We start from the raw sequence: 24,948 nt of genomic DNA, 5'->3' as shown, positions 1-24,948 counted from the left end.
TGCACANGGTAACCGGCCCGACCGGCTCGGGCAAGACCACCACGCTGTACACCGCCTTGAGCCAGCTCAATACCTCCGACGTGAAGATCATCACCGTCGAAGACCCGGAGGAATACCAGATCGAAGGCATCAACCAGATCCAGGCCAAGCCGCAGATCGGGCTGGATTTTGCCAACGCGCTGCGCAGCATCGTGCGCCAGGACCCGGACATCATCATGATCGGCGAAATGCGCGACCTGGAAACCGCACGCATCGCGATCCAGTCCGCGCTTACCGGCCACCTGGTGCTGTCCACGCTGCACACCAACAATGCGGCCGGCGGCATCACCCGCCTGCTCGACATGGGCGTGGAAGACTATCTGCTCACCTCCACCATCAACGGCATCCTGGCGCAGCGCCTGGTGCGCAAGCTCGACCTGGCCAACGCCGAGCGCTATCCGGCATCGCCGGAGGAAATCGAACGCTTCAACCTGCGCCGGCTGCAGCCGGACGGGGAGATCTACCTGTACCGCCCGCGTGCCTCGGCCGCCGCCCCGACCGGTTACCTCGGCCGCACCACCATCGTCGAATTCCTGGTCATGAACGACGAATTGCGGCGCGCGGTGATGCGCCGCGCCGGCATGGGCGAGATCGAACAACTGGCGCGCAAGGCCGGCATGCGCACCATGTACGAGGACGGCCTGTCCAAGGCCCTGCGCGGCGAAACCACCATCGAAGAAGTGCTGCGCGTCACGGAGGATGCGTGAGAGTCAACGCGGCAACAGCGAGCATCGGATGCTCGGGATCGGAAGATAAGCAAAGCAGCGTCCTGGCACTGCGGTGCGCGCACGCGCATATGCGCGCAGTCGCGCCAACACAGCACAGCACCGTGCTTTTCCCGATTCCCGATTCCCGATTCCCCACTCCCGGCCTTCCAGCCTGATGCCCCTGTACCGCTACAAGGCGCTCGACGCCCACGGCGAAATGCTCGATGGCCAGATGGAAGCGGCCAGCGACGCGGACGTTGCGCTGCGCCTGCAGGAGCAGGGCCATCTGCCGGTGGAAACGCGGCTGGCCACCGGCGAAAACGACTCGCCGTCGCTGCGCATGCTGTTGCGCAAGAAGCCGTTCGACAACGCCGCGCTGGTGCAGTTCACCCAGCAGTTGTCCACGCTGATCGGTGCCGGCCAGCCTTTGGATCGCGCGTTGTCGATCCTGATGGATCTGCCCGAAGACGACAAAAGCCGGCGCGTGATCGGCGATGTGCGCGACACCGTGCGTGGCGGCGCGCCGCTGTCCTCGGCGCTGGAACGCCAGCACGGGCTGTTTTCCAAGCTCTACATCAACATGGTGCGCGCCGGCGAAGCCGGCGGCAGCATGCAGGACACGCTGCAACGCCTGGCCGACTACCTGGAGCGCAGCCGCGCGCTGCGCGGCAAGGTGATCAACGCGCTGATCTATCCGGCGATCCTGCTGGCGGTGGTCGGCTGCGCGCTGCTGTTCCTGCTCGGCTATGTGGTGCCGCAGTTCGCGCAGATGTACGAAAGCCTGGACGTGGCCTTGCCGTGGTTCACCCAGGCGGTGTTGAGCGTGGGCCTGCTGGTGCGCGACTGGTGGGTGGTGTTGATCGTGGTGCCGGGCGTGCTTGGGCTGTGGCTGGATCGCAAACGCCGCAATGCCGCCTTCCGTGCCGCACTGGATGAGTGGTTGCTGCGGCAGAAAGTGGTCGGCAGCCTGATCGCGCGCCTGGAAACCGCACGGCTGACGCGTACCCTGGGCACCTTGTTGCGCAACGGCGTGCCGCTGCTGGCGGCGATCGGCATTGCGCGCAACGTGATGTCCAACCTGGCCTTGGTCGAGGATGTCGATGCCGCCGCCGACGACGTCAAGAACGGCCATGGCCTGGCGATGTCGCTGGCACGCGGCAAGCGCTTCCCGCGCCTGGCCCTGCAGATGATCCAGGTGGGCGAGGAATCGGGCGCGCTGGATACGATGCTGCTCAAGACCGCCGACACCTTCGAGCTGGAAACCGCGCAGGCCATCGACCGCGCGCTGGCCGCGCTGGTGCCGCTGATCACGCTGGTGCTGGCCTCGGTGGTGGGGCTTGTCATCATCTCGGTGCTGGTACCGCTGTATGACCTGACCAATGCCATCGGATAACGTGGTAGTGGAGTCACAACAACGTTTCGGCGACCGCGCGACACCCATGCGGGAACCATCGCAATGGCCGCCGTGTCATCTTCTGGCGGCAGCATCTTTCATCGACGTGCAAGGAAATCGTTCATGATCAAGCGTTCCATCACCCGTAGCCCATCGCGTGCAGGCCAGGCCGGCATGAGCCTGCTGGAAATCATCATCGTCATCGTGCTGATCGGCGCGGTGCTGACCCTGGTCGGCAGCCGTGTGCTCGGTGGTGCCGATCGCGGCAAGGCCAACCTGGCCAAGTCGCAGATCCAGACGCTGGCCGGCAAGGTCGAGAATTTCCAGCTCGACACCGGCAAGTTGCCGAGCAAGCTCGATGACCTGGTCACCCAGCCCGGCGGCAGCAGCGGCTGGCTCGGCCCGTACGCCAAGCCGGTCGAATTGAACGACCCATGGGGCCACACCATCGAGTACCGCGTGCCGGGCGATGGCCAGCCGTTCGATCTGATCAGCCTGGGCAAGGACGGCCGTCCCGGTGGCAGCAGTTACGACGCGGACATCAAGTACCAATAAGCCGTTCGCCATGCGCCTTGCGTGTCAGCCGTTGCGTCATCCGCATGGAGTGGTCGGCCCTGGTCGTACGCGCTCGCGTGGCAGTTCGTTGCTGGAGATGCTGCTGGTCATCGCCTTGATCGCGATGGCCGGCGTGCTGGCCGCCGCAGCACTCAACGGCGGGATCGACGGCATGCGCCTGCGCACCGCCGGCAAGGCGATCGCCTCGCAGCTGCGCTATACGCGCACGCAGGCGATCGCCACCGGCACGCCGCAGCGCTTCCTGATCGACCCGCAGCAGCGCCGCTGGGAAGCCCCCGGCGGGCATCACGGCGACCTGCCGTCGTCGCTGGAGGTGCGTTTCACTGGTGCGCGGCAGGTGCAGTCGCGGCAGGACCAGGGCGCCATCCAGTTCTTCCCCGATGGCGCCTCCACCGGCGGGCGCATCGATCTGCGCGTCAAGGACGCGACCTGGCGCGTGGACGTGGGCTGGATCACCGGCGAAGTGCGGTCCGGGCAGTTGCGGACGCCGGTGCCATGAAGCGCCAGCGCGGGTACACCCTGATCGAGGTGATCGTCGCCTTTGCGTTGCTGGCGCTGGCGTTGAGCCTGTTGCTGGGATCGCTGTCCGGCGCCGCCCGTCAGGTGCGCGCGGCCGACGACAGCACGCGTGCCACCTTGCATGCGCAATCCTTGCTGGCCGCCCAGGGCATGGACAAGCCGCTGGTGCCCGAGCAGCAGCAAGGCACGTTCGAGGACGGGCATTTCCGCTGGTCGATGGATGTACGCCCCTACGACGAGCCGCGGCGCAATCCGCAGGCGCCGGTGTCTCCCGGCGCACACACGCTGCTGCAACTGACCCTGGTGGTGCGCTGGGGCGAGCAACCCAACCAGGTGTTGCAGTGGCGCACCTTGCGGCTGGTCGCGGCGGCGCAACCGGGCAGCGCGCCATGAGTCGGTCGCGCAGCGCCGGCTTCACCTTGATCGAAGTGCTGCTGGCGACGATGTTGCTGGTCGGCGGGCTGGCATTGGCGTTTGCCACCTTGCGCTCGGCCAGTGCGGTGAGCCAGCGCGGCGAGGCGATCGCCCAGCGCAGCGAGCGCGTGCGGGCGGTGGAGGAATTCCTGCGCCGGCGGCTGGCGGCGGCGTTGCCGATCGCGATGGGCATCGACCCGCAGAGTCAGCAGCCGATGCTGTTCATCGGCGAGGCGCAGCGCATGCGTTTTGCCGCCGACGTGCCGGATTACCTGGGCCGCGGCGGACCGTACCTGCACGATCTGTCGGTGGCCGGCGATGGCGAGCAGCGCACCCTGCGGATCGCGTTGACCATGCTGCAATCGGGCAAGTCGATCGAGGAGGGCACCACGCTGCCGCCGGAGCCACTCGCCGACGGCGTGCAGCAGGTGAGCTTCCGGTATCGCGGCATGGATCCGCAGAGCGGCCGCCTGAGCGCGTGGTTGCCGCAGTGGGAATGGCACGACCGCCTGCCGTTGCTGGTGCGCATCGAGATCCGTAGCGGCGGTGCCGCCTGGCCGCCGCTGGTGGTGGCCCTGCCGCAATCCAGCAACCCGGGAGCGGGGCAATGAGCGCGATGCGCGGCGCCGCGCTGGTGTTGGTGTTGTGGCTGATCGCCCTGCTCACCGCGATGATCGGTGCATTCGCGCTGACCGCGCGGGTGGAAGCCCTGCAGGGCAGCATGCTGCGCAACGGCGCGCAGGCGCAGGAATATGCGCGTGCTGGCCTGGAATACGCACTCTCGCGCTTGCAAAGCACCGATACGCAGGCACGCTGGCTTGCAGACGGGCGGCGCTATCGTTGGCAGATGGACGATGCCACCGTGGAGATCCGCATCACCGACGAGAGCGGCAAGGTGGACTTGAACATGGCCGAGCCCGCGCTGCTGGCCGGCCTGGTGCGCGCGGTCGGTGCCGAACAGGGCCGCGATACGCGCATTGCCGGCGCCATCGTCGACTGGCGCGACGGCGACTCGCTGAGCCAGCCCGGCGGTGGCGCGGAAGACCGCGATTACGCCGATGCCGGATTGCCGTACGGTGCCAAGGATGGCCCGTTCGAAACGCTGGGCGAGTTGCGCCTGGTGCTGGGCATGGATGGCGAGCTGTATCGCAAGCTGTTGCCCAACCTCACCCTGTACAGCGGCCGCTCGCGTCCCGAGGCGCGCTTTGCGCCCGGCCCGGTGCTGACCGCGATGGGCCTGGATGCGCGGCAGCTGCTGGCCCAGCGTGACGCGCCGCCGGGTTTGCCGGGCAGCGAGGCGACGGTCGGTGGGTCGGACACTTATAGTATCGAGAGCCGGGCGCGACTGAGTCAGGGACGCGAGGCCGTGTTGCGGGCGGTGGTCTCCACCAGTGCGTCCGCATTACCTGGGTCGGCGTATACCGTGTTGCGTTGGGAAGAGGGAGCAGCAGTGCAATGACCGCATGGCGGGATACCTTGGGTCGTATCGGCGTACGCGCCATGCCGGGCGCCGGAGGCTTCTGGCGTTGGTGGCAGCAATCGCTGCTGGCCTGGCTGCCGCAGCGCTGGCAATGGCAGTTGGGCCTGTCGCCGTCGCGGCTGTTGTTGCAGCCCGATGGGCAGGCGTTGCAGTTGCTGCGTCAGCGCGACCACAGCAGCGAGGCCATCGCCAGCCTGCCATGGCCGGTGCAGCCGCAGGAAGTCCACGCCTTGCTGCCGACCGCGCTGGAAGGCCTGCCGCGGCATTGGCTGCTGCCGGCCGCGCATGCCTTGCGTCGCCCGTTGCGCCTGCCTGCTGCGGCAGCGGCGCGCCTGCAGGATGTGGCGCGCTTCGAGATCGACCGGCAAACCCCGTTCACCGCCGACCAGGTGTACTTCGATGCGCGCGTGCTGGACGTGCGCGAAGACGGCCAGCTCGATGCCGAACTGGTGGTGGTGCCGCGACGCATGATCGATGGCCCCGACGGCGTGCCCGACGCATGGACCAGCGCCTTGTCCGGCATCGATGTCGCCGACGCACGGGGTCTGCCATTGGGGGTGAACCTGCTGCCGCCGGCGCGCCGGCTGCGGCGCAGCGACCCGATGCAGCGCTGGAACCTGTTGCTCGCCGCCGCGGCACTGGTGTTGCTGGCCGTGGCCGGCTGGCTGCTGCTGGACAACCGCCGCCAGGCCGCCGACGACCTGCGTGCCAAGGTGCAGGCCAACGCCGCGCGTGCGCGCCAGGTTGCCGCCGAACGCCAGCAATTGCTGGATCTGGTCGAAGGTGCAAACTTCTTCCAGCAGCAGCGCGCCACCCGCCCGACCTCGGTGGAAATCTGGGACGAGCTGAGCCGGCGTCTTCCCGGCGGCACCTATCTGGAAAAATTCTCGGTCGAAGGCGGGCAATTGCAGTTGATCGGTCTGAGCAATGAAGCCTCCTCGCTGGTGCGGCGCCTGGAAGGTTCGCCGCTGTGGCGCACGCCCTCGCTGACCGGCGTGCTGCAGAGCGATGCCGGTCGCAACGTCGACCGCTTCACCATCACCGCCGAACTGGCCGGCCCCGATGCCAAGGAGGCCGCCGATGCCACGCAACGTTAAGCGCGATCGCTGGATCGCCTTGGGCCTGCTGCTGCTGGTGATCGGCGTGGCCTATCTGGTGCTGGTGCACCCCTGGTTCACCCAGCCGATGATCGCCGTGCAGGACGACCTGCAGGCGCTGCGCGAGCGCGAGCTGCGCGTGCGCGTGCAGCTGCAGCAGGCACCGGAAGTCAGCAAGCGGCTACGCCAGGCGCGCCAGACCCTGGAAAGCCGCCCCGGCTTCCTGCCGGAGACCTCGGCCGAACTGGCCTCGGCCGGCCTGGTGCAGCGGCTGGAGCGCGCCGTGGTGGAAGCCAGCCCCGGCAACCGCAGCTGCGCGATCAGCAATCGCTCGCCGCTGCAGCCGGAAAGCAAGGACCGCTTCACCCGCGTCGCGGTGCAGGTGCGCCTGCGCTGCGGCACGCCGGAGCTGGCCTCGGTGCTGTACAGCCTGGAAAACGGCACCCCGCGCCTGTTCGTGGACAATCTCAACGTGATGGCGCAGCGCTATCAACTCTCGCCCAACGAAAGCGGCAACGGCCTGGATATCGCCTTCGAGCTGGCCGGCTACCTGCGCCCCGGCGCCAGCGCCGCGCCGCTGAACACCGACGCGGCGCCCGCCGCCCCCGACGCTGCGGAGGCCGGCAATGCGCCTTGACATGATCGGCCTGCGCACCTGGCTGCTGGCCACCGTGGTCGGCTGGGCGCTGCTGGTCTGCGTGCTGGCCGTGGCCGGGCTGGGCAAGCGCGTGGAGTTGCTGCCGGACGACCCGGCCCTGGTGCAGCGCCTGCCCACGCTGCCGGCACCGGCGCCGGAACGGCTGGGCGCATTCGAAAAGTACTCGGAGATCGCCGCGCATCCGGCCTTCGCCGAAGACCGCCTGCCGCATCCGTTCTTCCTGTCCGGCAACGATGGCAGCGGCGCCGCCTCGACGGTGCGCCTGACCGGCGTGCTGCTGACCGACAACTTCAAGATGGCCACGCTGACGCTGGACCCGCAGGATTCGGTGCGTGTGCAGCTGGGCGGCGAGGCGGTCAAGGGCTGGCGCCTGCTCGCCCTGCAGCCGCGCAGCGCAACCATCGAAGGCCCCGGCGGCACCCAGACACTGGAGCTGCACGTGTTCAACGGCCTGGGCGGGCAACCGCCCACCGCCAATGCGGGCGCGCGCGCCGCCGCCGGTGCCACTCCGCCGTTACCCTCGCCCGATGCCGCCGCCGTTGCACCGACGCAACCGCCGCAGACCCAGCCCGCCACGCAGCCACAGCAGCCCGGCGGGCAGGCACCGCCGACGGTGCCGCCGCAACGCAGCGATGGTGCCCAGGAAGCCCCACGCCCCTCCGACGATCAGATGCGCGCCATCCGCGAACGTATCGAAGCCCGACGCCGCCAGCTGCAACAGCAGCGCCAGAGCGGCTCTACCCCCGGTCAGACCCAATGAGTGAACGCATGACGCAGCGCCTGTTTCCCGTGTCCCTGCTGATCGGCCTGCTGGCCGGTTGCGCCAGCACTCCGCCGCCGGAGGTGCGCCGCGACGCGCGCCTGGACCCGCAAGTCGGCGCCGCCGGCGCCACCCAGACCAGTGCCGAGCAACGCGCCGACGGCAATGCCAGCGCCAAGCCCAGCCCGGTGATCCGGCGGGGCAGCGGCACCATGATCAACCAGGGCGCCGCCGCGGCGCCGTCGCCCTCGCTGGGCATGGCCAGCAGCGGCAGCGCCACCTTCAATTTCGAAGGCGAATCGGTGCAGGCGGTGGTCAAGGCCATCCTGGGCGACATGCTCGGGCAGAACTACGTCATTGCCCCCGGCGTGCAGGGCACCGTGACCCTGGCCACGCCCAATCCGGTCTCGCCGGCGCAGGCCCTGAACCTGCTGGAAATGGTGCTGGGCTGGAACAACGCGCGCATGGTGTTCAGCGGCGGCCGCTACAACATCGTGCCCGCCGACCAGGCGCTGGCCGGCACCGTCGCGCCCAGCACCGCATCGCCGTCGGCCGCGCGCGGCTTCGAGGTGCGCGTGGTGCCGTTGAAGTTCATCTCCGCCAGCGAAATGAAGAAGGTGCTGGAGCCGTACGCGCGCCCCAACGCCATCGTCGGCACCGATCCCTCGCGCAACGTGATCACCCTGGGCGGCACCCGCGCCGAGCTGGAAAACTACCTGCGCACCGTGCAGATCTTCGACGTGGACTGGCTGTCGGGCATGTCGGTGGGCGTGTTCCCGATCCAGTCCGGCAAGGCCGAAAAGGTTTCTGCCGATCTGGAGAAGGTGTTCGGCGAACAGAGCAAGACGCCCAGCGCCGGCATGTTCCGCTTCATGCCGCTGGAGAACGCCAACGCGGTGCTGGTGATCACCCCGCAGCCGCGCTACCTGGACCAGATCCAGCAGTGGCTGGACCGCATCGACAGCGCCGGCGGCGGCGTGCGGCTGTTCTCGTACGAGTTGAAGTACATCAAGGCCAAGGACCTGGCCGACCGCCTGTCGGAAGTGTTCGGCGGCCGCGGCAACAACGGCGACTCCAATGCTTCGCTGGCGCCGGGCGCGGAAACCAGCGTGCTGGGTGGGCAGCTGGGCAATCGCGACAGCAGCATGGGCGGCAGCTCCGGCATGACCGGCGGCAGCGTCGGCGACAGCAGCGATGGCAGCGCCTCCGGCAGCAGCTTCGGTGGCGGCAGTGGCAGCAGTAGCGGCGGTCTGGGCAACGGCAGCCTGCAGCTGTCGCCGCGCAGCAACGGCAATGGCGCGGTGACGCTGGAAGTGGAAGGCGACAAGGTCGGCGTGTCGGCGGTGGCCGAAACCAATACCTTGCTGGTGCGCTCCACCCCGCAGGCATGGACCTCCATCCGCGACGTCATCGAAAAGCTCGACGTGATGCCGATGCAGGTGCATATCGAGGCGCAGGTGGCGGAGGTGAATTTGACCGGCCAGCTTCAGTACGGTGTGAACTGGTACTTCGAGAATGCAGTCAACGCAGCGACGACTGCCGGCGGCGCAAATTTGCCATCGGCAGCCGGCCGCAACATTTGGGGCGATATCGCTGGAAGCGTCACTAATAATGGGGTGGGGTGGACATTCCTCGGTAAGAACGCAGCCGCCATCATCAGCGCCCTGGATCAGGTCACTAACCTGCGGTTGCTGCAGACGCCATCCGTTTTCGTGCGTAACAATGCCGAGGCCACACTCAACGTCGGATCGCGCATCCCGATCAATTCCACCTCGATCAACACTGGCTTGGGCAGTGACAGCAGCTTTTCGTCTGTCCAATACATTGATACCGGCGTCATCCTCAAGGTGCGTCCGCGCGTGACCAAGGACGGTATGGTGTTCCTTGATATCGTGCAGGAAATAAGCACGCCGGGTGCTCGCCCTGATGCCTGTACCGCGGCCACCACAACCACGGTCAACAGCGCGGCATGTAACGTCGACATCAATACGCGACGTGTCAAAACCGAGGCAGCTGTCCAGAGTGGTGACACCATCATGCTCGCAGGCTTGATTGATGACAGCACGACCGATGGCAGTTCAGGCGTGCCTATGTTGAGTAAGCTTCCAGTCGTTGGCGCGTTGTTTGGCAGAAAGACTCGCGATACGCGCCGCCGCGAAGTCATCGTGCTGATCACCCCGTCGATCGTGCGCAACCCGCAGGAAGCGCGCAATCTCACCGACGAATACGGCCAGAAGTTCAAGGCCATGGAGCCGCTGAAGCCCAGCCAGAAGCCGCAATGAGTGCGGCACTGCCCGTCGTGCTGGTGCCGGTCGGCACCGACGACGAGGCGCTGGATGCGTGCCTGGGTGCACTGGATGCCGCCACGCCCGCCGGCACGCGGGTGTGGCTGGCCGACGACGCGCAGGCCGGCCCGCGCGGCCGTGCCGTCATCGAACACTGGCTGGCGCGCACGCAGCTGCAGGCGCATCACACCCGTCGCCAGCGCATGCTCGGCGAGGTGGCGCATCTGGACGAAATGCTCAGCGGCTGCGGCGATGCCGATGTGGTGGTGCTGGGTGTGGATGCCTGCCCGCTGCCGGGTTGGTTGAATCAGCTCGACGCCTGCTTTGCGCGCGATGCGGCGATTGCCACCGCCACCCCGTGGAGCAATGTGGGCGAAGCCTGCAGCTGGCCACGCCTGGGCGAACTCAATCCAATGCCTGCCGCGCCGGAGCGGCTGGCCGCTGCGTGTGCAGCGATGCCGCCGCTGCATCCGGAACTGCCATCGGCGATCGGCCACGCGGTACTGCTGCGTGGTAGCGCGCGGCGCAAGGCCGGCGGCCTGGATGCCAGCAGCTATGGCTCCTGGTATGCGGCACTGGTGGACCTGAGCCTGCGCATGGCGGGGCTGGGATGGCGCAACGTGCTGTGCGACACCGCCTTTGTCGCCTCGCCACACGAAGGCCGGCCGGCCGATGGCGACATGGATGCCCTGGCCACGCGCTGGCCGGCCTGGCACGCACGCCTGGCCAACTTCCTGATGCACGACCCGCTACGTACGCAGCGCGATCGACTCGCGCAGCTGCTCGCCGATTTACCGCCACCGGATCCACAACGCAGGCTATTTGACGCGTAGAACAGCTGCCAAAGCGGCATGCTCACCGTCAGGCGGGCGCAGCCGGTGTTCGGTGGACTCGTACAGTGCAGTTCTTGAGCGCTGTCCTATTCAACCTGACGACTGCTCTCCGTACGGTGAGTGCAGTGGCTTTGTCGGCCGTATGTTGGTGGATGCTATCGGAAGTCCAGGTCAAACGCCGAGTGGGTCGAGGGCGCGGCGCCCTCACCGCTCGCGGGACACGCCGTGAACCCGTCCCTGGGGACTCGGTGGCGGCATCCATGCCGCCACACGGTCCGGCAATCGGCAAGGACACCGCACCACAGAGGGAGTCGGTTGCTTAGTTGAAAACACGCACACCGACCATCTTGACTGGTCCTTGCCCGCCCACCGTCGCGGGACCTTACACGGCATGGATGCCGTGTAAGAGCTTACATGGACGTACTTGCAGCGTGTCCCGCGATGGTGGGTGGGCAAGGGCCCTGCAGCCAGGCCGCAGGGCGGTGACCGACGTGACGTAGTCTTGTTCGTCGCTCAAGAAGCCGGCCGCATCGGCGCCTCGGTCCGCACCACCACGTCCAGCGCATCGTGGCGCCAGGACTCGATATCCAGCTCCACCGCGCGGCCGTCTTCGGCGTAGCTGATCCGCTGCAGCCGGAAGCAGGGTGTGCCGGTAGTGGACTGCAGCAACAGGGCTTGCGCGGCGTCCAGCCCGGCCGGATGCATCGACAGTTGCGCGCGGCTCAGGAACACCCCGAGCTTCTGGTTGAACACGCTCGACAGCGAACCGGCCAGGTCGTGTTCCAGCAGGCCCGGCGCCCAGGCGGCCAGCACCACGTTGGTTTCCAGCAGGACCGCGCGGCGGTCGATCCAGCGCCGGCGCTGCAGCACGAACACCTCGTCGTACGGCGTCTGCAGCCGCAGCGCCGCGGCGTAGGCAGCGCCCGCCGCCTGGCGGGTGGCGCTCAACAGCTCGGTGCGCGGCTTGCGCCCTTGCGCCGCCACGTACTGCATGAAACCGGCGATGCTGGTGGGGTCGTAGCGCACCCGTGGTGAGCTGACGAACCAGCCACGACGATTCTCGCGGTAGATGCGTCCCTGCGCTTCCAGTTGCTGCAGGGCCTCACGCAAGGTGATGCGGGTGCAGCCGAAGCGTTCGGCAAGCGCGCGCTCTACCGGCAGGCGCTGGTCCGGACCCCATTCGCCGGCGGCGATCTGCGCGGAGACGATTTCGGTGATGGCGTGCTGGCGCGACGTGCTCATGCGGCGATCCGCCGATGGGGGCTGCAGTGGCTGTAGAAGGCAGTCGGGTGAGAAAGGTACATGTGGCGATGGTAAAGAAGAACGCGCCCGCAAACCGCACGCCGCTCAGGCGACACCGGCCAGGTTCTGCTGCCGTTGGGTTTTCCAGCTGCGCCATCCATACAGCGCCAGCAGCACGAAGCCGGCATACAGCAGCGCGGTGGGGTACAGCCCCTTGCTGACGAATACGCCCACGTAGACGCAGTCGAGCACGACCCACAGCACCCAGTTGGCGATGCGTTTGCGCGCGGCCCACACGCTGGCGACCAGGCTGAAACTGGCCAGCGCCGCATCCAGCCACGGCAGCGTGGCATCGGTGCGGTGATGCATGTAGGCGCCGAGTGCGGCGGCGAACGCCGCGCCGATGCACAGCGACAGCCACAGTTCCGCAACCGGCATCGGCAGCGGGCGAATCCGCGTTTCTGCAGCGGTGCCACGCTGCCAGTGCCACCATCCGTAGAGCTGGGTCAGCACGTAGACCCCTTGCAGCAGCATGTCCGAATACAGCTTCCACTGATAGAACAGCCAGGCGTACAACGCCACCGCCACGATGCCCACCGGCCAGCACCAGCGGATGCGCCGCGCGGTCAGCCACACGCCCAGCAGGTTGATCACGACGGCGGTGGATTCGAGCAACGACATGCAATGCCTGATGGAAAGGGGACAACGGTGGGAGAGGGGAACCCCGTGCAAAACAGCGGTGCGGTCGGACGTGGATGCTGCGCGATGCCCTGAATCTGCGTGCGATGGAAACGCGATGGCGCTCTCACCGCTGAGTCCCTGCCTTCAACTGGTGCCCGCTGTTTTCAGCCATTGCCTGAAACACGCACAAGCACGGCTGACTCGCTTCGAGGTCCTTCTCCCGCCTGCGGGGGAAGGTGTCCGAAGGGCGGATGGGGGCAGCAGGCCTCAAAAATCCACCTGCACCGTCAGCCGCGCCGTGCGCGGCGCACCCGGAAACAGATAGGCATCGCCCTGGTATTCGCCGGAATCGCGCCAGTAGCGCTTGTCGAACACGTTGTCCACGTTCAGACGCCAGGTGGTCGCCACCCCGCCCAGCGCAGTGGCGTAACGCGCACCCAGGTTGGCCACGGTGTAGGCCGGGACGCTGGCATTGCCGAGCCGGTCGGCGAACTTGCGCCCGCTGTATTGCACGCCTGCCAGCACTGCCAGGCCGTCGACGCCGGGCACGCTGTAATCGGCCTGCACGCTGGCGCGCAGCTTGGGCACATTGATCGCCTGATGGCCGTCGTATTCGGCAATGTCGGTGTCTTCTGCACGCGCGCGTATCGCCGCGACGCTGGCGAAGATGCGGAGTTGTTCGGTGGCTGCGCCATCGGCCGACAGTTCCAGGCCGCGATTGTGCAGGCGGCCCTGCTGCACGAACAGCAGGCCGCCATCGGCCTGTGGTTGGGTGAACTGATACGCCTGCCGGATATCGAACAGTGCCGCGCCCAGGCGCAGTCCATCGAGCTGGAATTTCGCGCCGGTTTCCAGCTGATAGGCATTGGTCGGCGGCAGGATTTCATCGGCATTGTCGGCAAACCACGGTGCGGTGCCGCCGGCCGCCAGGCTCTTGGCGTAGCTGGCGTACAGCGACACCTGCTGCTGCGGCTTGAACAGCAGCGCGGCCTGCGGCAGCAGCGTGTCCTTGCGGGTGCGGCGCTCCAGGACGCCATCGCGATCGAAGCTGCGCTCGTCCAGGCGCACATAGCGCGCACCCAGCGACAGCTCCCACTGCGGACCCAACCCGATCCGGTCGGCGACCACCAGGGCGCGCTGACGGCTGTCCAGGCGGCGCTGTTTCGGGTCCAGGGCGACGTCGGTTTGTGCAAACACCTGCGGGTCGCGGTCGATGCTGCCGCTGCCGACGAATTCGTTGACCGAACCGAAACGATCGATGGTGCGGCGCAGCCAGTCGCCGCCGATGCTCAGGCGGTGATCCAGCGCACCGGTGAGCACGTGGCCTTCCAGCGTGGCGCGCAGTTGATCGTGCACGCGGGTATCGTCGGGGCTGCGATAGTCGTAGACGTCGTACTCGCCCTGCGCGCTGAAGAAGTTGGGCGTGGCGATGTCGGCACAGCTTGCCGCGCCGTAACAGCCCCAGGCGAACGCGGAGAAGTCGTTGATCACCGAGCGGCTGCGCGCCGCTTCGGCAGTGGCGCGCCAGTCGTCGTTGAACTGATAGGCGTAGCGCAGCTGCGCGTTGAGCGAGTCCATCTCCACCGGCCGCGACCACGGCTGGTAGCCGAGCAGGCGATGCACATCGATGGCGCGCGGCACCTGGGTGCCGCCCAGCAGTTGATAACCCGGCACCGAGCGTTGCTGGCGATGCTGGTATTCCACATCCAGCTGCAGCAGCGATTGCGGGGTGATCTTCCAGTCGCCGGCCAGCGAGAGGAAATTGCGGTAGCCGTCGGCGTGGTCGACATAGCTGTCGATGTCTTCGCGTGCGGCATTGACGCGCAGGCCCAGGCTGCGCTCGGCGCCGAACCAGTCGCCCAGATCGGCCGCGACATAGCGCGAGCCCTGCTCGTCGGTCCCCAGGGTCACGCTGCGCACACGCTCGGGCCGCTTGGTGCGGTAGTCGATCAGCCCGGCGGGTTCGTTGACACCCGATTGCAGCCCGGCCAGGCCCTTGAGGAGTTGCACCTGCTGCTTGTTTTCCAGCGCAATCGACTGCTCACCCACCGCGCTCAGGCCGTTGATGCGGTAGCTGTTGGCGGCGTTGAGCGAGTAGCCGCGCACCACGAAGTTCTCGTAATAGCCGATCGGTGCGTAGGCCTCGCCGGTGGAGGCATCGGCGCGCAGCACCTCGCTGAGCACGCGTGCCTGGCGGTCGAGCAGTTGCTGGCGATCGATCACCGCGATCGAGGCCGGCGCATCCAGCAGCCGCGTGGCGCCGAAGCCGGTCAACGCGGTGCTGGCCTCGGCGCGTTCGCCACGCACGTTGACCGCATCCAGTTCCACCGCCTCGGCGCCGGGGTCTTGCTGCGCGAGTGCAGGGGGGGCCACGCACAGCGCGAGTGCAAGCGCGAGCGGGCGGCGGTGGGGCAGGGAGGGCAGGTGCATGCGCAGGACTCGAAAACGAGAAGAAAGAGCGCTCATGGCAACCGGCGCGCGCGCGCGTGCAGGTGGGCGAGCAGGCGCTGGCCATCGGCACTGGCAAACCAGTCCGCGTGGCCGAGCAGGTAGCGGTGATAGGCGATGTCGGCGTTGTCGGCCGAGCGGGTGATGCCGGCGAAGTACTCGATCTCGCTCAGGGCGAAGTCGGCATGCACGATCGGCAGCAAGGCGGCCAGCTGCCGCAGCTGCACCGCGCCCAGCGCGCAGTGCCGGCCGTAGCCATCCAGCAAGGCGTCGAGTTGCTCCAGCTGCGGCTGCGCACGTTGCCCTGCGTCCAGGTTCAACCATGGGATCAGGTTGCGTTCGATCGCCGTGGCCAGGTCGAACATCGCACAGCTGCGGTCGCACAGGCCGAAGTCGAACACCGCGCTGACCTCGACGTCGCCATCGTCGTGCGTGCGCCACAGCAGGTTGGAGGCATGCCAGTCGCCGTGCGTCCACAGCGGCGGCAAGGCGCCGGGCGCCGACAATACCGGCCATGCCCGGGCGTGCCAGGGCAGCAGGTGGTCGGCCAGGTCGCGGCGCCAGGGCCGGCCCTGAAAATCGGCGGCCAGGCCGGGGCGCGACAGCAAGGCCTGTTCCACCGCGCGGAGCGGGTCGGCCTGTGTGAACAGGGCCAGGTTGGCCACCAGGACGCTGCTCCGGCGTGGCGGCGCATCGTATCCCTGCGCTGCCAGATGCAGGCGCGCCAGCGCGGCGCCTGCCGCCGACGCATGCGCGGCGCTGGTAAAGGGCGTCCACGACAAGGCGTCCCGATACAGGTCCTGGCCATTTCCTGCGCGCTGTACTTCATAGACCCAGTGCGCATCGGCCAGGGCGGTGCCGCCCGCAGCATCGTGCAGCACCTCGACCACCGGTGCGCCGGCCCAGCGCAGGTGCGCCATGAAGCCATGTTCTTGGCGCAAGTCGGCGATGCTGCGCACGCTGCGGTGATGCCGCTTGACGATGAGCGTGCCGGTGGCAGTGTCCACGCAGGCGGCAGCGGAAAACGGGCGTGCGCTATGCCAGCGAATCCGTGCGCCATCGCCGGCAGCGCAAACGTGCTGCAGCACGCGATGGATTTCCTCGGCGCTCAGCACCGGCCAGTCCGGCAACGCAAGCTCCAGGCTCATGCCGTGCACCTGATGCGCGGTGCTCATGCGCGCAGCCCCGGCCAGGCCATGCAGGGGAGTGGTATAGACCAGTTGATCGGTGCCGTTCTGGAGGACCCGGCGCGCGCACCGGCGACAACACGGACGGCGCTGCCGGGCCGTCGTTGCGGCGCACGCGCCATCAGGCGCTCGCGCTGCAGGGAATGAAAAGGCAGCGCAACACCGAAAGGTCGCTGGCCGTCATCTCGACACTGAAAAATGTGGGGTGCGCCGTAGGCGGCGCCTGCAGGAGGCCGCGGGGCGGCTCCGGGCGCGCAGTATGCCTGCAGGTGCTGCCCGCCGTCATGTGCGGGCCGGCATCGGCATGATGGCGTTGCGCGGCCTCGGCACCGGATAATGGCCCGATGACTCCCGTCCAGATCGCCGCCGTCGTCGTCACCTACCAGAGCAGCAGCACCATCGATGCATGCCTGTCGCGGCTGCGCGTGGCCGCGGGCATCAGCGAGATCCGGGTGGTCGACAACTCCTCCAGCGACGACACCCTGGACGTGGTGCAGCGGCATGCGCTGGCCGATGCGCGCGTGCACTTCATCGCCAACCCGGACAACCCCGGCTTTGCAACGGCCTGCAACCAGGGCGCGCGCGACTCGCAGGCGCCCTGGCTGGTGTTCATCAATCCGGACCTGATGGTCGAGCGCGACACGTTGGTGCAGCTGTGCGCACGCGCGGCCGGGCACGCGGCAGTATTGCTGGGCGTGGAGCAGGTGGACGAGCAGGGGCAGCCGGATGCGGCGGTGCGCCGGCGCGATCCGGATTTTGCCGCGATGCTGCGCGCACCGCGCGCGGCCGCCCAGCTGGCGGTGCCGGCCGATCCATCCGCGACCTTGCAGGCGGTGGATGCCATCTCCGGTGCCTTGATGCTGATGCAGCGCAGCCTGTTCGACCGGCTCGACGGCTGGGACGGCGCCTACCGCCTGCATGCCGAGGACCTGGACCTGTGCCGGCGGGCGCGCCAGGCCGGGGCGCTGGTGGCGGTGGCCAACGACCTGCAGGTCGTGCACGTGCGCGGCGTGTCCAGCCGGTCGCGGCCGTTCTTCGTCGAGTGGCATAAACACCGCGGGCTGTGGCGCTACTTCCGCAAGTTCGAGGCGAGCCAGCGCGGGCTGCTTACCCGGCTCGGCGTATGGCTGGCGATCTGGACCCATGCCGCCGCCCAGGTGCCGCGTTTGCTGCAAAAGAGATGAGTTCGCTAGCGTTAAATTTGTGATAAATCAGTGATGGGTGACAGGGCGTAACTGTGATACGTTTCGCCTCGAAGTGTGATCGATCACTAGCTTCCTGTCCCTTCCGGGTCCCCCATCAGGAATCGTGCAAATGTCCTTACAGAACGACCCGCAATTGCGGGTACGTCAGCCGTGCGCTGCTGCGCTGCAGCCCAGCCCGGTTGCCTCGTCCCCTTCGTCTGATGCCATCGCCCGCCGCGTGCCGCTGGCTGGGTGCTCCGCGCTCGCGTTGAGCTGCCTGATGGCGGCCTTGCCGGGCACGGCCGTGGCCGGCGCCTGGACCCAGCCGCAGGGCGACACCCTGGTGATCGTCAAGGCACTGCATAGCGATGGACGCGGCTGGTTCGACGACAGCCATCACCGCACCACGTTCGGTGACGGCCAGCAGTTCGACGGCAACGGGCGCAGCCGCCAGGACCAGCTCAATGTCTACGTCGAGCATGGCCTGACCGACAGCGTGAGCTTCATCGGCAATTTCTATTTCACCGACGTCGGCTTCAGCAATCACGGCGGCGATGGCCGGCAGCAAACCAGCACGACCGGTTTTGCCGACCAGGAAATCGGCTTGCGCTATGCGCTGCCAGGCGCCGCGGACGCTGTCTGGCGCAGTTCGGTGCAGGCCTTGGTCAGCATCCCGGCCTATGGCCGCAGCAAGACCTACCATCCGAACAATCCCGACGCGAATTCCGATCCTGCACTCGGTCTGGGCGATTACGGCCTGGAGTTGCGTTACAGCCGCGGCCGGGGTTACACGCTGGGCGGCCGCAACGGCTACGTCGATCTGGGTGGCGCAGTGCGCCTGCGCGGCAGTGCGGCCTCCGACGAGGTGCGGGTGGACGCGTCCACCGGCCTGAGCCTGACCCCGAGCTGGATGCTGCTAGGCGAGGTCAACGTGATCCAGGGTCTGGGCAACGGGCGCAACAACTTCGACGTTCCCGGCTCTGCGGGCGGTGTCGGCTTCGTCGCCACCGGCACCAACTACGACCTCACCAAGCTGCAGTTGTCCACGCTGTACACCGCGGCGGGCGGCAGTCAGTGGCAGGTGGGGTACCAGCAGCCCGTGATGGGCCGCAACACCGCTGCCGCAGGCGGGCCCTTCGTGGCCGCCTGGTGGCGGTTCTAGGGACACCACGACAATGACGGTCACCTGCGAAATGGAAGCGCTGGGACGGGCACCGGACATCGGCCGCGAACGCGGTCTGTTGGGTCGCGCGCTGGTCACGGCAGGCGTCATCACCGACGAGCAACTGCGCTCGGCGCTGGCGTTGCAGCAACGCTGGAACTCGCGCCTGGGCGATGTGGTCCTGGCCCAGCGCGGCGTGCCGGCGCAGCGGTTCTACGCCATCGTCGCCGCGCACTTCGGCCTGGAGTTCGTCGATCTGGTGCAGCAGCCGCCGGATCCGGAACTGCTCACCCCCGGCGATCTGGAAAGTTATGCGCAGCGCCTGCTGCTGCCGTGGCGTCGCGAAGACGGCGTGCTGGTGCTGGCCGTGGCCGATCCCGACCCGGCGGTGTTCGCCTGGGCGCGTGCGCACTACGGCGAAGACGTGCGGTTCGTCGGCACCGCCAAGTTCGACATCATCTGGAGCCTGCAGCGCTACGCCGACGAGCAGCTCACCGACAATGCGCTGAACCTGCTCGCAGCGCATGCGCCGACCTACTCGGCGCGCCAGGTGGTGACGCGCGGACAGAAGCTCACGCTGTGGGCGATCGCCGCGGTGCTGGCGATCGCGGTGGTGCTGTTCCCGGTGCCGGCCCTGATCACCGTCAACGTGCTGGTGGCGCTGGGCTTCCTGGCGACCTTCGGCCTGAAGCTGCTGCTGGTGTGGTTCGGCTCGCGCCACCGCATCGACATCAAGGTCACCGAGGACGAAGTGGCCGCACTGCGCGATGACGACCTGCCGGTCTATACCGTGCTGGTGCCGATGTACAAGGAGCCGGAAGTCCTGCCGATCCTGGCCAACGCGCTGCGCAAGCTGGATTACCCGATCAGCAAGCTCGACGTGAAGCTGGTGCTGGAAGCGGACGATGTCGACACCATCGAGGCCGCCAAGAAACTCGGCCTGGAAGCGTTCTTCGAGATCATCCGGGTGCCGCCGTCGCAGCCCAAGACCAAGCCCAAGGCCTGCAACTACGCGCTGCATTTTGCGCGCGGCGAACTGCTCACCATCTACGACGCCGAAGACAAGCCCGAGCCGGATCAGCTCAAGCGCGTGGTGGCCGCCTTCCGCAAGGCCGACAAGGATGTGGTGTGCATCCAGGCGCGCCTGAACTACTACAACGCCGACGAAAACTGGCTGACGCGGATGTTCACGCTGGAGTACACGCTCTGGTTCGACTTCTACCTGCCAGCGCTGGAATACCTGCGCATCCCGATTCCGTTGGGCGGCACCTCCAATCATTTCCGTCTGGATGTGTTGCGCCAGGTGCGCGCGTGGGACCCGTACAACGTCACCGAAGACGCCGATCTGGGCGTACGGCTGATCCAGAACGGCTACCGCGTCAACGTGGTCAACTCCACCACGTTCGAGGAAGCCAACGTCAGCATTCCCAACTGGATCCGGCAGCGCTCGCGCTGGCTCAAGGGCTACATGCAGACCTGGCTGGTGCACATGCGCGACCCGGTGCATCTGTATCGCAGCACCGGGTTCAAGGGGTTCTGGGGCTTTCAGTTCTTCATCGGCGGCAATTTCTTCATCGCGCTGGGCGTACCGGTGATGTGGGTGTTGTGCCTGATCAGCATCGTGAGCGGTGCGCGGGTGTTCGATGCGATCTTCCCGCCATGGCTGGCCGCGGTGTCGTTGGTCAATCTGTTGCTGGCCAATGCGTTCTTCATCTACACCACGCTGATGGCCGCCTTCAAGCGCGACTACTTCCGGCTGGCGCCCTACGCGCTGACCGTGCCGTTCTATTGGGCGCTGCAGTCGATCGCCGCCTACAAGGGCCTCTGGCAGCTGATCCACAATCCGTTCTATTGGGAGAAGACCACTCATGGCATCAGCAAGCATTCGGAAAACGAGCGCCGCGCCGCACTCGAAGAGTGAGTCGGCGGTTTCGCGTCGTCACAGCGGGCTGCCGGCGTTCCTGGTTGCCGTGGTGGCGCTGTCGCTGCTGAGCCAGCCGCTGCTGCTGCAGTCGGTCGGCTCCAGCGTCCCGGCCATCGCGCCGGCGGCCGGCTTGCCGGCAACCGGCGTGCTGGCGTGGGCGATCAATCTGGGGCTGGACAGCTGGAACCTGCCGTTCCAGGTCTGGCCGTTCCTGGCGGTCGCCGCCAACGCGCTGTTCCTGTCGCTGCTGTGGCGCGATCTGGCCGGCGTGTTCGGGCGTGGCTGGGCCAGCGGGCTGACGGTGCTGGTGGGCTGCAATCCGCTGTTCCTGCTGCCGATCGCCGCAGGCGGAAGCCAGGCGCTGGGTCTGCTGGCGTTCTACGGCCTGTGCCGTACCCTGCGCCGCCTGCAGCCACCGGTGGAGGCCTTCACCTATCTGCGTATCGCCGGCTGGTTGTGCATCCTGCTGTGCCTGGATCTGCAGACCCTGGCGCTGTCGACGATGGTGGCACCGTGGCTGCTGCTGGTGATGCCGCCGCAGATGCTGCGCAAGGCGCCGGGCTCGTTCTACCTGGTGTGCTACCTGCCGTTCGCGTTTCTGGTCGGCATGTGGGCCTACGTCAATCTGACCGTGTTCAACGCGCCGTGGCCGACGCTGTCGGATATCGGGCAGGGCGCGCATCCGTTGCCGTTGCCGCTGGCCGAGCATGCGCAAGACTGGTCGTTGGCAGTGCGCTGGGGCGTGGCGGCGGTGGCCTGCTTCCCGGTCCTGGCACTGCTGGCGCGCAGCCGCAGCGGCGCGCTCACGCGTGGCGTGGTGGCCAGTGCCGGCACCGTGCTCTGTGCGGCGGCGTTGTCGTTCGCCTTCGGCTGGGCCGGATTCGACGCCTTGCTGCTGCTGTGGGTGCCGGCCGCGTTGCTGCTGCGCGCACTGCGTGCCGACCAGCGCACCCAGGCCGCCGGCCTGCTGCTGCTGGGCCTGATCGGTGCGGCCTGGGTGCAGCCGCAGGGCTGGGGCAGCTGGATGCGTGCGGCGCCTGCCGACGCGCAGTCCCTGCTGCAGGGCGAGGCGGTGGTCGTGACCGCACCGGTGTCCTTGCCGGCCGGTGGCCCGGCGACGCCGGCAGCGGGCGCCATGCCGTTGCAGCCGGCCGCTGCCGGCATCGCCGCCGCGGACGTGGCGGTGTCCACGCAAGTCGCTGCCGGCGCCGGCGCCGGCGCGCCCGCCGGTGCTGCCGCCATCGTGCAGCCGGGCAAGACCACCGCGGGCATCGGTGCAACGGATTGCGCGCGTACCACGACAGCATCCGCCACCGAGGCATCTGCCGCATGTTCAAACGCGTTCTGAGCACGGCGTTGCTGGTCGGGGCGTGCATGCTGATCAATGGCTGCAACGCGGATGCGTCGACGTGGATGGGCGCCAACGTCAAGGTCTCGGCCAATGCGCCGTGGCAAAGCGAGGCGGCGGCGCAGTCGCTGGATGCGCTGGCCAGGACCGGCGCCAGCAAGGCGTTGCTGGTGGCGTTCGCGTGGCAGGCCAACCCGCAGTCCAACGACCCTGTACTGGGCAGCGACAGCAGCGTGGAGGACATGCGCGCCGCGTTGCGGCAGAGCCACCACGCCGGCCTGCAGGCCACGCTCAAGGTGCACGTGTGGATTCCCGGGCATTGGGCCGGCGACACCGCGCCCACCGACCAGGCAGCCTGGTTTGCCGCATATCAGAACGCGGTGTTGCCGCTGGCCAGGCTGGCCGAGGACGAACATGCCGAAGCACTGGTGATCGGTACCGAACTGCGCAAGCTGCAGGACGCGCCGCAGTGGCCCGGCCTGGTGGCGGAAGTGCGCAAGGTCTATCACGGCAGGCTGCTGTACGTGGCCGACGGCATGGAGCACGCCGAAAGCTTCCGCTACTGGTCGTTGTTCGATGCGGTGGGCACCAGCCTGTATCCGCGCCTGTCCGAAGCGGCTGCCACGCGCACGGCCGAGATGAACGCCGCTGCGCAGCGCCTGCAGCAACTGGGCCAACGCGTCGGCAAGCCGGTGTGGGTGGCGGAGCTGGGCCTGCGTTCTGCACGCGGCAGTCTGGCCGCGCCCTGGGAAAGCCCGGAACAACGCGCCGCCGCCGTCGACACCCGCCTGCAGCTGCAGGTGTTGCAGCAGTGGCGCAAGGTGCTGCAGGCGCACGGCGTGGAGGGCATCGCGCTGTGGTGCTGGTATACCGACCCCAAGGCCGGCGGGCCGGGCGACAGCGACTTCACCGTGCAGGGCAAACCGGCGCAGCAGGTGCTGGCGCGCTGAGCGATGGACTCGGCAGCCTGCCGTGGCAGTGCCGGGTGCCATCGCCGGTGTATGTCGCCACGGTATGGCGCCGAGGTGAGTTGCCGACGCGAATTGCCGAGGTGAAGCGCCGGCGTAAACCCGCCCGGCACGCCGCCGCTGCGCTGCCCGGTGCATCGCCTGGCTTGCACGCAGCGCGATCGCCGCTGCGGGCATAATCCGGCGGCATGATCATCCATTCGCTGCTCGACACCGACCTGTACAAATTCACCATGATGCAGGCGGTGCTGCATCAGCACCCGGCCGCGCAGGTCGAGTACCGCTTCAAGTGCCGCACGCCCGGCGTGGATCTTGCGCAGTTCATCGACGAGATCTCGCGCGAGATCGATGCGCTGTGCCGGCTGCGGCTGCACGAGGACGAGGTGGCCTACCTGCGCGGCCTGCGCTTCATCAAGCCGGATTTTGCCGACTTCCTGGCGCTGTTCCATCTGGACCGCAAGTATCTGCAGCTGTCGGCATCGACCACCCATCCGGGCGAGATCGAGCTGACCCTCCGCGGCCCGTGGCTGCACACCATCCTGTTCGAAGTACCGTTGCTGGCGATCGTCAACGAGGTGTGGTTCCGCAATACCTCCGCGCCGGATTTCGAGGAAGGCCGTCGTCGCCTGCGCGCGAAGGTGAGCAGCCTGCGCAGCATGCCGGCCGGCTGCAAGATCGCCGATTACGGTACCCGGCGGCGCTATTCGCGGCACTGGCATGGCGAGTTGCTGCCATTGCTGCGCGATGGCCTGGGCGCGCAGTTCGTCGGCACCAGCAATGTGTATTTCGCCAAGCAGTACGGCCTGACCCCGCTGGGCACGATGGCGCACGAGTACCTGCAGGCGTTCCAGGCGCTGGGGCCGCGGCTGCGCGACTCGCAGGTGGCCGCGCTGGAGTCGTGGGCGCGCGAGTACCGCGGCGACCTGGGCATCGCCCTGTCCGATGTGGTGGGGCTGGACGCCTTCCTGCGCGACTTCGACCTGTATTTCTGCAAGCTGTTCGACGGCATGCGCCATGATTCGGGCGACCCGTTCGAATGGGGCGAGCGCGTGATCGCCCACCTGCAGGCGCACCGCATCGACCCTGCGACCAAGGTGCTGGTGTTCAGTGATGGCCTCAACATCGACAAGGTGATGCGGCTGTACGCGCACTTCCACACCCGCTGCCGGCTGGCGTTCGGGGTGGGCACCAGCCTCACCAACGACCTGGGGCCGACGCCGCTGCAGATCGTCATCAAGATGGTCCGCTGCAATGGGCAGCCGGTGGCCAAGCTCAGCGACTCGCCGGGCAAGAGCATGTGCGAGGACGCCGGGTACCTGCGCTATCTGCGCGATGTGTTCGGCCTGCCGCCGGTGCCGGAAGCGGGTGACCACGCGCGGCAGTGACTGACGTGTAGCGGCAGGTTATGCCGGGGCCAGGGCGGGCCTGTCAGGGAATGGCCGGAAAAAATGCGATGCAGCGCTCAATTACCGCATGGGTTCGTTAACATTGGCATCACGCTTGCTTCACTTTTGATGCAAGCGATGTTGACGCACGCCCTTTTCTTTCGCGACGTTCGAATGACTGCACCCGATCCGTTGTCGCTGTACCGCACGCGTAGCTGCTCCCGGCAGTGGCTGGGCTTCGTGCGTGCGATGGCCGCCGAGTTCGGCGCCGAGTTGCCCGGGGACGACCTGGCCATGCTGATGGCGCGCATCGGCCGGCGCTTCGCGCGCGAGCACCGGCTGGCGCACTGCACGACCCTGGACGAGATGCAGCAGGCCGCCAACGCCGTGTGGGAGCGCTGCGACTGGGGCCGCTGCGCGCTGCACGAACACGCCGACCACGTGCGGATTCGGCATGCCGGCGCGCCATTGGGCGTGGCACTGGATGGCGCCGCGTGGAGCGATGGGTTCCTGCAGGGCGTGTACGAGGGGTGGTTCCAGCAACTGGGAATGCTGGCAGGCCTGGCGGTGCAGAACGCGCCGGGCGACACCGTCGATCTGCGCAACTTCGTGTTGATGCGGACGGCATGAACGGCTGAATTCGGGCAAGGGGGAGTGT

The 24,948-nt window shown here is 67.7% G+C and carries 22 protein-coding genes and 1 pseudogene; 19 read left to right on the top strand and 4 right to left on the bottom strand.

Features of this window, described 5'->3' with window-relative positions; all coding sequences use genetic code 11:
• Window positions 1-8: 8 nt before the first annotated feature.
• The 12 genes and pseudogenes from C0541_RS21770 to C0541_RS16950 form a co-directional block, all read left to right on the top strand.
• Window positions 9-746 (top strand): annotated as a pseudogene (locus tag C0541_RS21770) (GspE/PulE family protein); the annotation flags it as partial.
• Between the two features lie 175 nt (window positions 747-921).
• Window positions 922-2,139 (top strand): type II secretion system protein XpsF, encoded by a 1,218-nt coding sequence (gene xpsF / locus C0541_RS17000; RefSeq protein ID WP_047129329.1) that lies wholly within the window; start codon window positions 922-924, stop codon window positions 2,137-2,139.
• Between the two features lie 123 nt (window positions 2,140-2,262).
• Window positions 2,263-2,694, top strand: coding sequence for a type II secretion system major pseudopilin GspG (gene gspG / locus C0541_RS16995; RefSeq protein ID WP_115050131.1), 432 nt, complete (start codon window positions 2,263-2,265; stop codon window positions 2,692-2,694).
• A 10-nt stretch (window positions 2,695-2,704) separates the two neighbouring features.
• The gene (gene xpsH / locus C0541_RS16990; RefSeq protein WP_115050129.1) at window positions 2,705-3,214 is read left to right on the top strand and encodes a type II secretion system protein XpsH; all 510 of its coding nucleotides are present in this window, start codon (window positions 2,705-2,707) and stop codon (window positions 3,212-3,214) included.
• On the top strand, window positions 3,211-3,627 hold the full coding sequence (gene xpsI, locus C0541_RS16985) for a type II secretion system protein XpsI (RefSeq protein ID WP_115050127.1): 417 nt from the start codon (window positions 3,211-3,213) through the stop codon (window positions 3,625-3,627). Before xpsH ends, xpsI begins: the two co-directional genes overlap by 4 nt.
• Window positions 3,624-4,259 carry a type II secretion system protein J gene (locus C0541_RS16980; protein WP_115050125.1) on the top strand — a complete coding sequence of 212 codons (636 nt, stop codon included), beginning with the start codon at window positions 3,624-3,626 and terminating at the stop codon, window positions 4,257-4,259. Before xpsI ends, C0541_RS16980 begins: the two co-directional genes overlap by 4 nt.
• Window positions 4,256-5,107 carry a general secretion pathway protein GspK gene (locus tag C0541_RS16975; protein WP_115050123.1) on the top strand — a complete coding sequence of 284 codons (852 nt, stop codon included), beginning with the start codon at window positions 4,256-4,258 and terminating at the stop codon, window positions 5,105-5,107. Before C0541_RS16980 ends, C0541_RS16975 begins: the two co-directional genes overlap by 4 nt.
• A complete protein-coding gene (locus C0541_RS16970; protein WP_115050121.1) occupies window positions 5,104-6,225 on the top strand; it encodes a PilN domain-containing protein in 1,122 nt (373 codons plus the stop codon). The genes C0541_RS16975 and C0541_RS16970 overlap by 4 nt, the downstream gene beginning before the upstream one ends.
• Window positions 6,209-6,862, top strand: a complete 654-nt coding sequence (gene gspM, locus C0541_RS16965; protein WP_115050119.1) for a type II secretion system protein GspM — start codon at window positions 6,209-6,211, stop codon at window positions 6,860-6,862. Before C0541_RS16970 ends, gspM begins: the two co-directional genes overlap by 17 nt.
• Window positions 6,852-7,643 (top strand): type II secretion system protein XpsN, encoded by a 792-nt coding sequence (xpsN, locus tag C0541_RS16960; protein WP_115050117.1) that lies wholly within the window; start codon window positions 6,852-6,854, stop codon window positions 7,641-7,643. The genes gspM and xpsN overlap by 11 nt, the downstream gene beginning before the upstream one ends.
• A complete protein-coding gene (gene gspD, locus C0541_RS16955) occupies window positions 7,640-9,925 on the top strand; it encodes a type II secretion system secretin GspD (RefSeq protein WP_115050115.1) in 2,286 nt (761 codons plus the stop codon). The genes xpsN and gspD overlap by 4 nt, the downstream gene beginning before the upstream one ends.
• Complete coding sequence (locus C0541_RS16950; protein WP_115050113.1) at window positions 9,922-10,761, top strand: glycosyltransferase family 2 protein; 840 nt, start codon at window positions 9,922-9,924, stop codon at window positions 10,759-10,761. Before gspD ends, C0541_RS16950 begins: the two co-directional genes overlap by 4 nt.
• Before the next feature lie 513 nt (window positions 10,762-11,274).
• Here C0541_RS16950 and C0541_RS16940 read toward each other — a convergent pair.
• From C0541_RS16940 to C0541_RS16925, 4 genes are all read right to left on the bottom strand, one after another.
• Window positions 11,275-12,003, bottom strand: coding sequence for a UTRA domain-containing protein (locus tag C0541_RS16940; protein ID WP_115050111.1), 729 nt, complete (start codon window positions 12,001-12,003; stop codon window positions 11,275-11,277).
• Between the two features lie 105 nt (window positions 12,004-12,108).
• On the bottom strand, window positions 12,109-12,684 hold the full coding sequence (gene pnuC, locus C0541_RS16935; protein ID WP_115050109.1) for a nicotinamide riboside transporter PnuC: 576 nt from the start codon (window positions 12,682-12,684) through the stop codon (window positions 12,109-12,111).
• 267 nt (window positions 12,685-12,951) lie between these two features.
• Window positions 12,952-15,114, bottom strand: a complete 2,163-nt coding sequence (locus C0541_RS16930) for a TonB-dependent receptor (protein ID WP_115050107.1) — start codon at window positions 15,112-15,114, stop codon at window positions 12,952-12,954.
• A gap of 32 nt (window positions 15,115-15,146) precedes the next feature.
• Entirely contained in the window at window positions 15,147-16,307 is a 1,161-nt protein-coding gene (locus C0541_RS16925; RefSeq protein WP_115050105.1) for a phosphotransferase enzyme family protein, read from the bottom strand.
• Window positions 16,308-16,663: 356 nt separating this feature from the next.
• Between C0541_RS16925 and C0541_RS16920 the strand changes: the two genes are divergently transcribed.
• The 7 genes from C0541_RS16920 (at window position 16,664) to bcsD (ending at window position 24,920) form a co-directional block, all read left to right on the top strand.
• The gene (locus tag C0541_RS16920; RefSeq protein ID WP_115050103.1) at window positions 16,664-17,503 is read left to right on the top strand and encodes a glycosyltransferase family 2 protein; all 840 of its coding nucleotides are present in this window, start codon (window positions 16,664-16,666) and stop codon (window positions 17,501-17,503) included.
• Window positions 17,504-17,633: 130 nt separating this feature from the next.
• Window positions 17,634-18,665: a hypothetical protein gene (locus C0541_RS16915; protein ID WP_161960111.1), complete on the top strand. Its 1,032-nt coding sequence runs from the start codon at window positions 17,634-17,636 to the stop codon at window positions 18,663-18,665.
• Window positions 18,666-18,678: 13 nt separating this feature from the next.
• A complete protein-coding gene (locus C0541_RS16910; RefSeq protein WP_115050099.1) occupies window positions 18,679-20,586 on the top strand; it encodes a glycosyltransferase family 2 protein in 1,908 nt (635 codons plus the stop codon).
• Window positions 20,587-20,635: 49 nt separating this feature from the next.
• Window positions 20,636-21,937 carry a hypothetical protein gene (locus C0541_RS16905; protein ID WP_161960140.1) on the top strand — a complete coding sequence of 434 codons (1,302 nt, stop codon included), beginning with the start codon at window positions 20,636-20,638 and terminating at the stop codon, window positions 21,935-21,937.
• Window positions 21,919-22,887 (top strand): glycoside hydrolase family 113, encoded by a 969-nt coding sequence (locus C0541_RS16900; RefSeq protein WP_115050096.1) that lies wholly within the window; start codon window positions 21,919-21,921, stop codon window positions 22,885-22,887. Before C0541_RS16905 ends, C0541_RS16900 begins: the two co-directional genes overlap by 19 nt.
• A gap of 206 nt (window positions 22,888-23,093) precedes the next feature.
• The gene (pncB, locus tag C0541_RS16895) at window positions 23,094-24,290 is read left to right on the top strand and encodes a nicotinate phosphoribosyltransferase (RefSeq protein WP_115050094.1); all 1,197 of its coding nucleotides are present in this window, start codon (window positions 23,094-23,096) and stop codon (window positions 24,288-24,290) included.
• Window positions 24,291-24,464: 174 nt separating this feature from the next.
• Entirely contained in the window at window positions 24,465-24,920 is a 456-nt protein-coding gene (bcsD, locus tag C0541_RS16890) for a cellulose biosynthesis protein BcsD (protein ID WP_115050092.1), read from the top strand.
• The last annotated feature ends 28 nt before the right edge of the window (window positions 24,921-24,948 follow it).

Source organism: Xanthomonas arboricola, from assembly GCF_003353015.1.
Lineage (GTDB): Bacteria > Pseudomonadota > Gammaproteobacteria > Xanthomonadales > Xanthomonadaceae > Xanthomonas > Xanthomonas arboricola_E.
Note: the sequence above shows the minus strand (reverse complement) of the source record. Positions and strands in the feature narration are given on the sequence as shown.

Bases quoted from the DNA above. Each gene is read 5' to 3' on its own strand.
- xpsF (WP_047129329.1), top strand. From the start codon at position 922: ATGCCCCTGTACCGCTACAAGGCGCTCGACGCCCACGGCGAAATGCTC.
- gspG (WP_115050131.1), top strand. From the start codon at position 2,263: ATGATCAAGCGTTCCATCACCCGTAGCCCATCGCGTGCAGGCCAGGCC.
- xpsH (WP_115050129.1), top strand. From the start codon at position 2,705: ATGCGCCTTGCGTGTCAGCCGTTGCGTCATCCGCATGGAGTGGTCGGC.
- xpsI (WP_115050127.1), top strand. From the start codon at position 3,211: ATGAAGCGCCAGCGCGGGTACACCCTGATCGAGGTGATCGTCGCCTTT.
- C0541_RS16980 (WP_115050125.1), top strand. From the start codon at position 3,624: ATGAGTCGGTCGCGCAGCGCCGGCTTCACCTTGATCGAAGTGCTGCTG.
- C0541_RS16975 (WP_115050123.1), top strand. From the start codon at position 4,256: ATGAGCGCGATGCGCGGCGCCGCGCTGGTGTTGGTGTTGTGGCTGATC.
- C0541_RS16970 (WP_115050121.1), top strand. From the start codon at position 5,104: ATGACCGCATGGCGGGATACCTTGGGTCGTATCGGCGTACGCGCCATG.
- gspM (WP_115050119.1), top strand. From the start codon at position 6,209: ATGCCACGCAACGTTAAGCGCGATCGCTGGATCGCCTTGGGCCTGCTG.
- xpsN (WP_115050117.1), top strand. From the start codon at position 6,852: ATGCGCCTTGACATGATCGGCCTGCGCACCTGGCTGCTGGCCACCGTG.
- gspD (WP_115050115.1), top strand. From the start codon at position 7,640: ATGAGTGAACGCATGACGCAGCGCCTGTTTCCCGTGTCCCTGCTGATC.
- C0541_RS16950 (WP_115050113.1), top strand. From the start codon at position 9,922: ATGAGTGCGGCACTGCCCGTCGTGCTGGTGCCGGTCGGCACCGACGAC.
- C0541_RS16940 (WP_115050111.1), bottom strand. From the start codon at position 12,003: ATGAGCACGTCGCGCCAGCACGCCATCACCGAAATCGTCTCCGCGCAG.
- pnuC (WP_115050109.1), bottom strand. From the start codon at position 12,684: ATGTCGTTGCTCGAATCCACCGCCGTCGTGATCAACCTGCTGGGCGTG.
- C0541_RS16930 (WP_115050107.1), bottom strand. From the start codon at position 15,114: ATGCACCTGCCCTCCCTGCCCCACCGCCGCCCGCTCGCGCTTGCACTC.
- C0541_RS16925 (WP_115050105.1), bottom strand. From the start codon at position 16,307: ATGAGCACCGCGCATCAGGTGCACGGCATGAGCCTGGAGCTTGCGTTG.
- C0541_RS16920 (WP_115050103.1), top strand. From the start codon at position 16,664: ATGACTCCCGTCCAGATCGCCGCCGTCGTCGTCACCTACCAGAGCAGC.
- C0541_RS16915 (WP_161960111.1), top strand. From the start codon at position 17,634: ATGTCCTTACAGAACGACCCGCAATTGCGGGTACGTCAGCCGTGCGCT.
- C0541_RS16910 (WP_115050099.1), top strand. From the start codon at position 18,679: ATGACGGTCACCTGCGAAATGGAAGCGCTGGGACGGGCACCGGACATC.
- C0541_RS16900 (WP_115050096.1), top strand. From the start codon at position 21,919: ATGTTCAAACGCGTTCTGAGCACGGCGTTGCTGGTCGGGGCGTGCATG.
- pncB (WP_115050094.1), top strand. From the start codon at position 23,094: ATGATCATCCATTCGCTGCTCGACACCGACCTGTACAAATTCACCATG.
- bcsD (WP_115050092.1), top strand. From the start codon at position 24,465: ATGACTGCACCCGATCCGTTGTCGCTGTACCGCACGCGTAGCTGCTCC.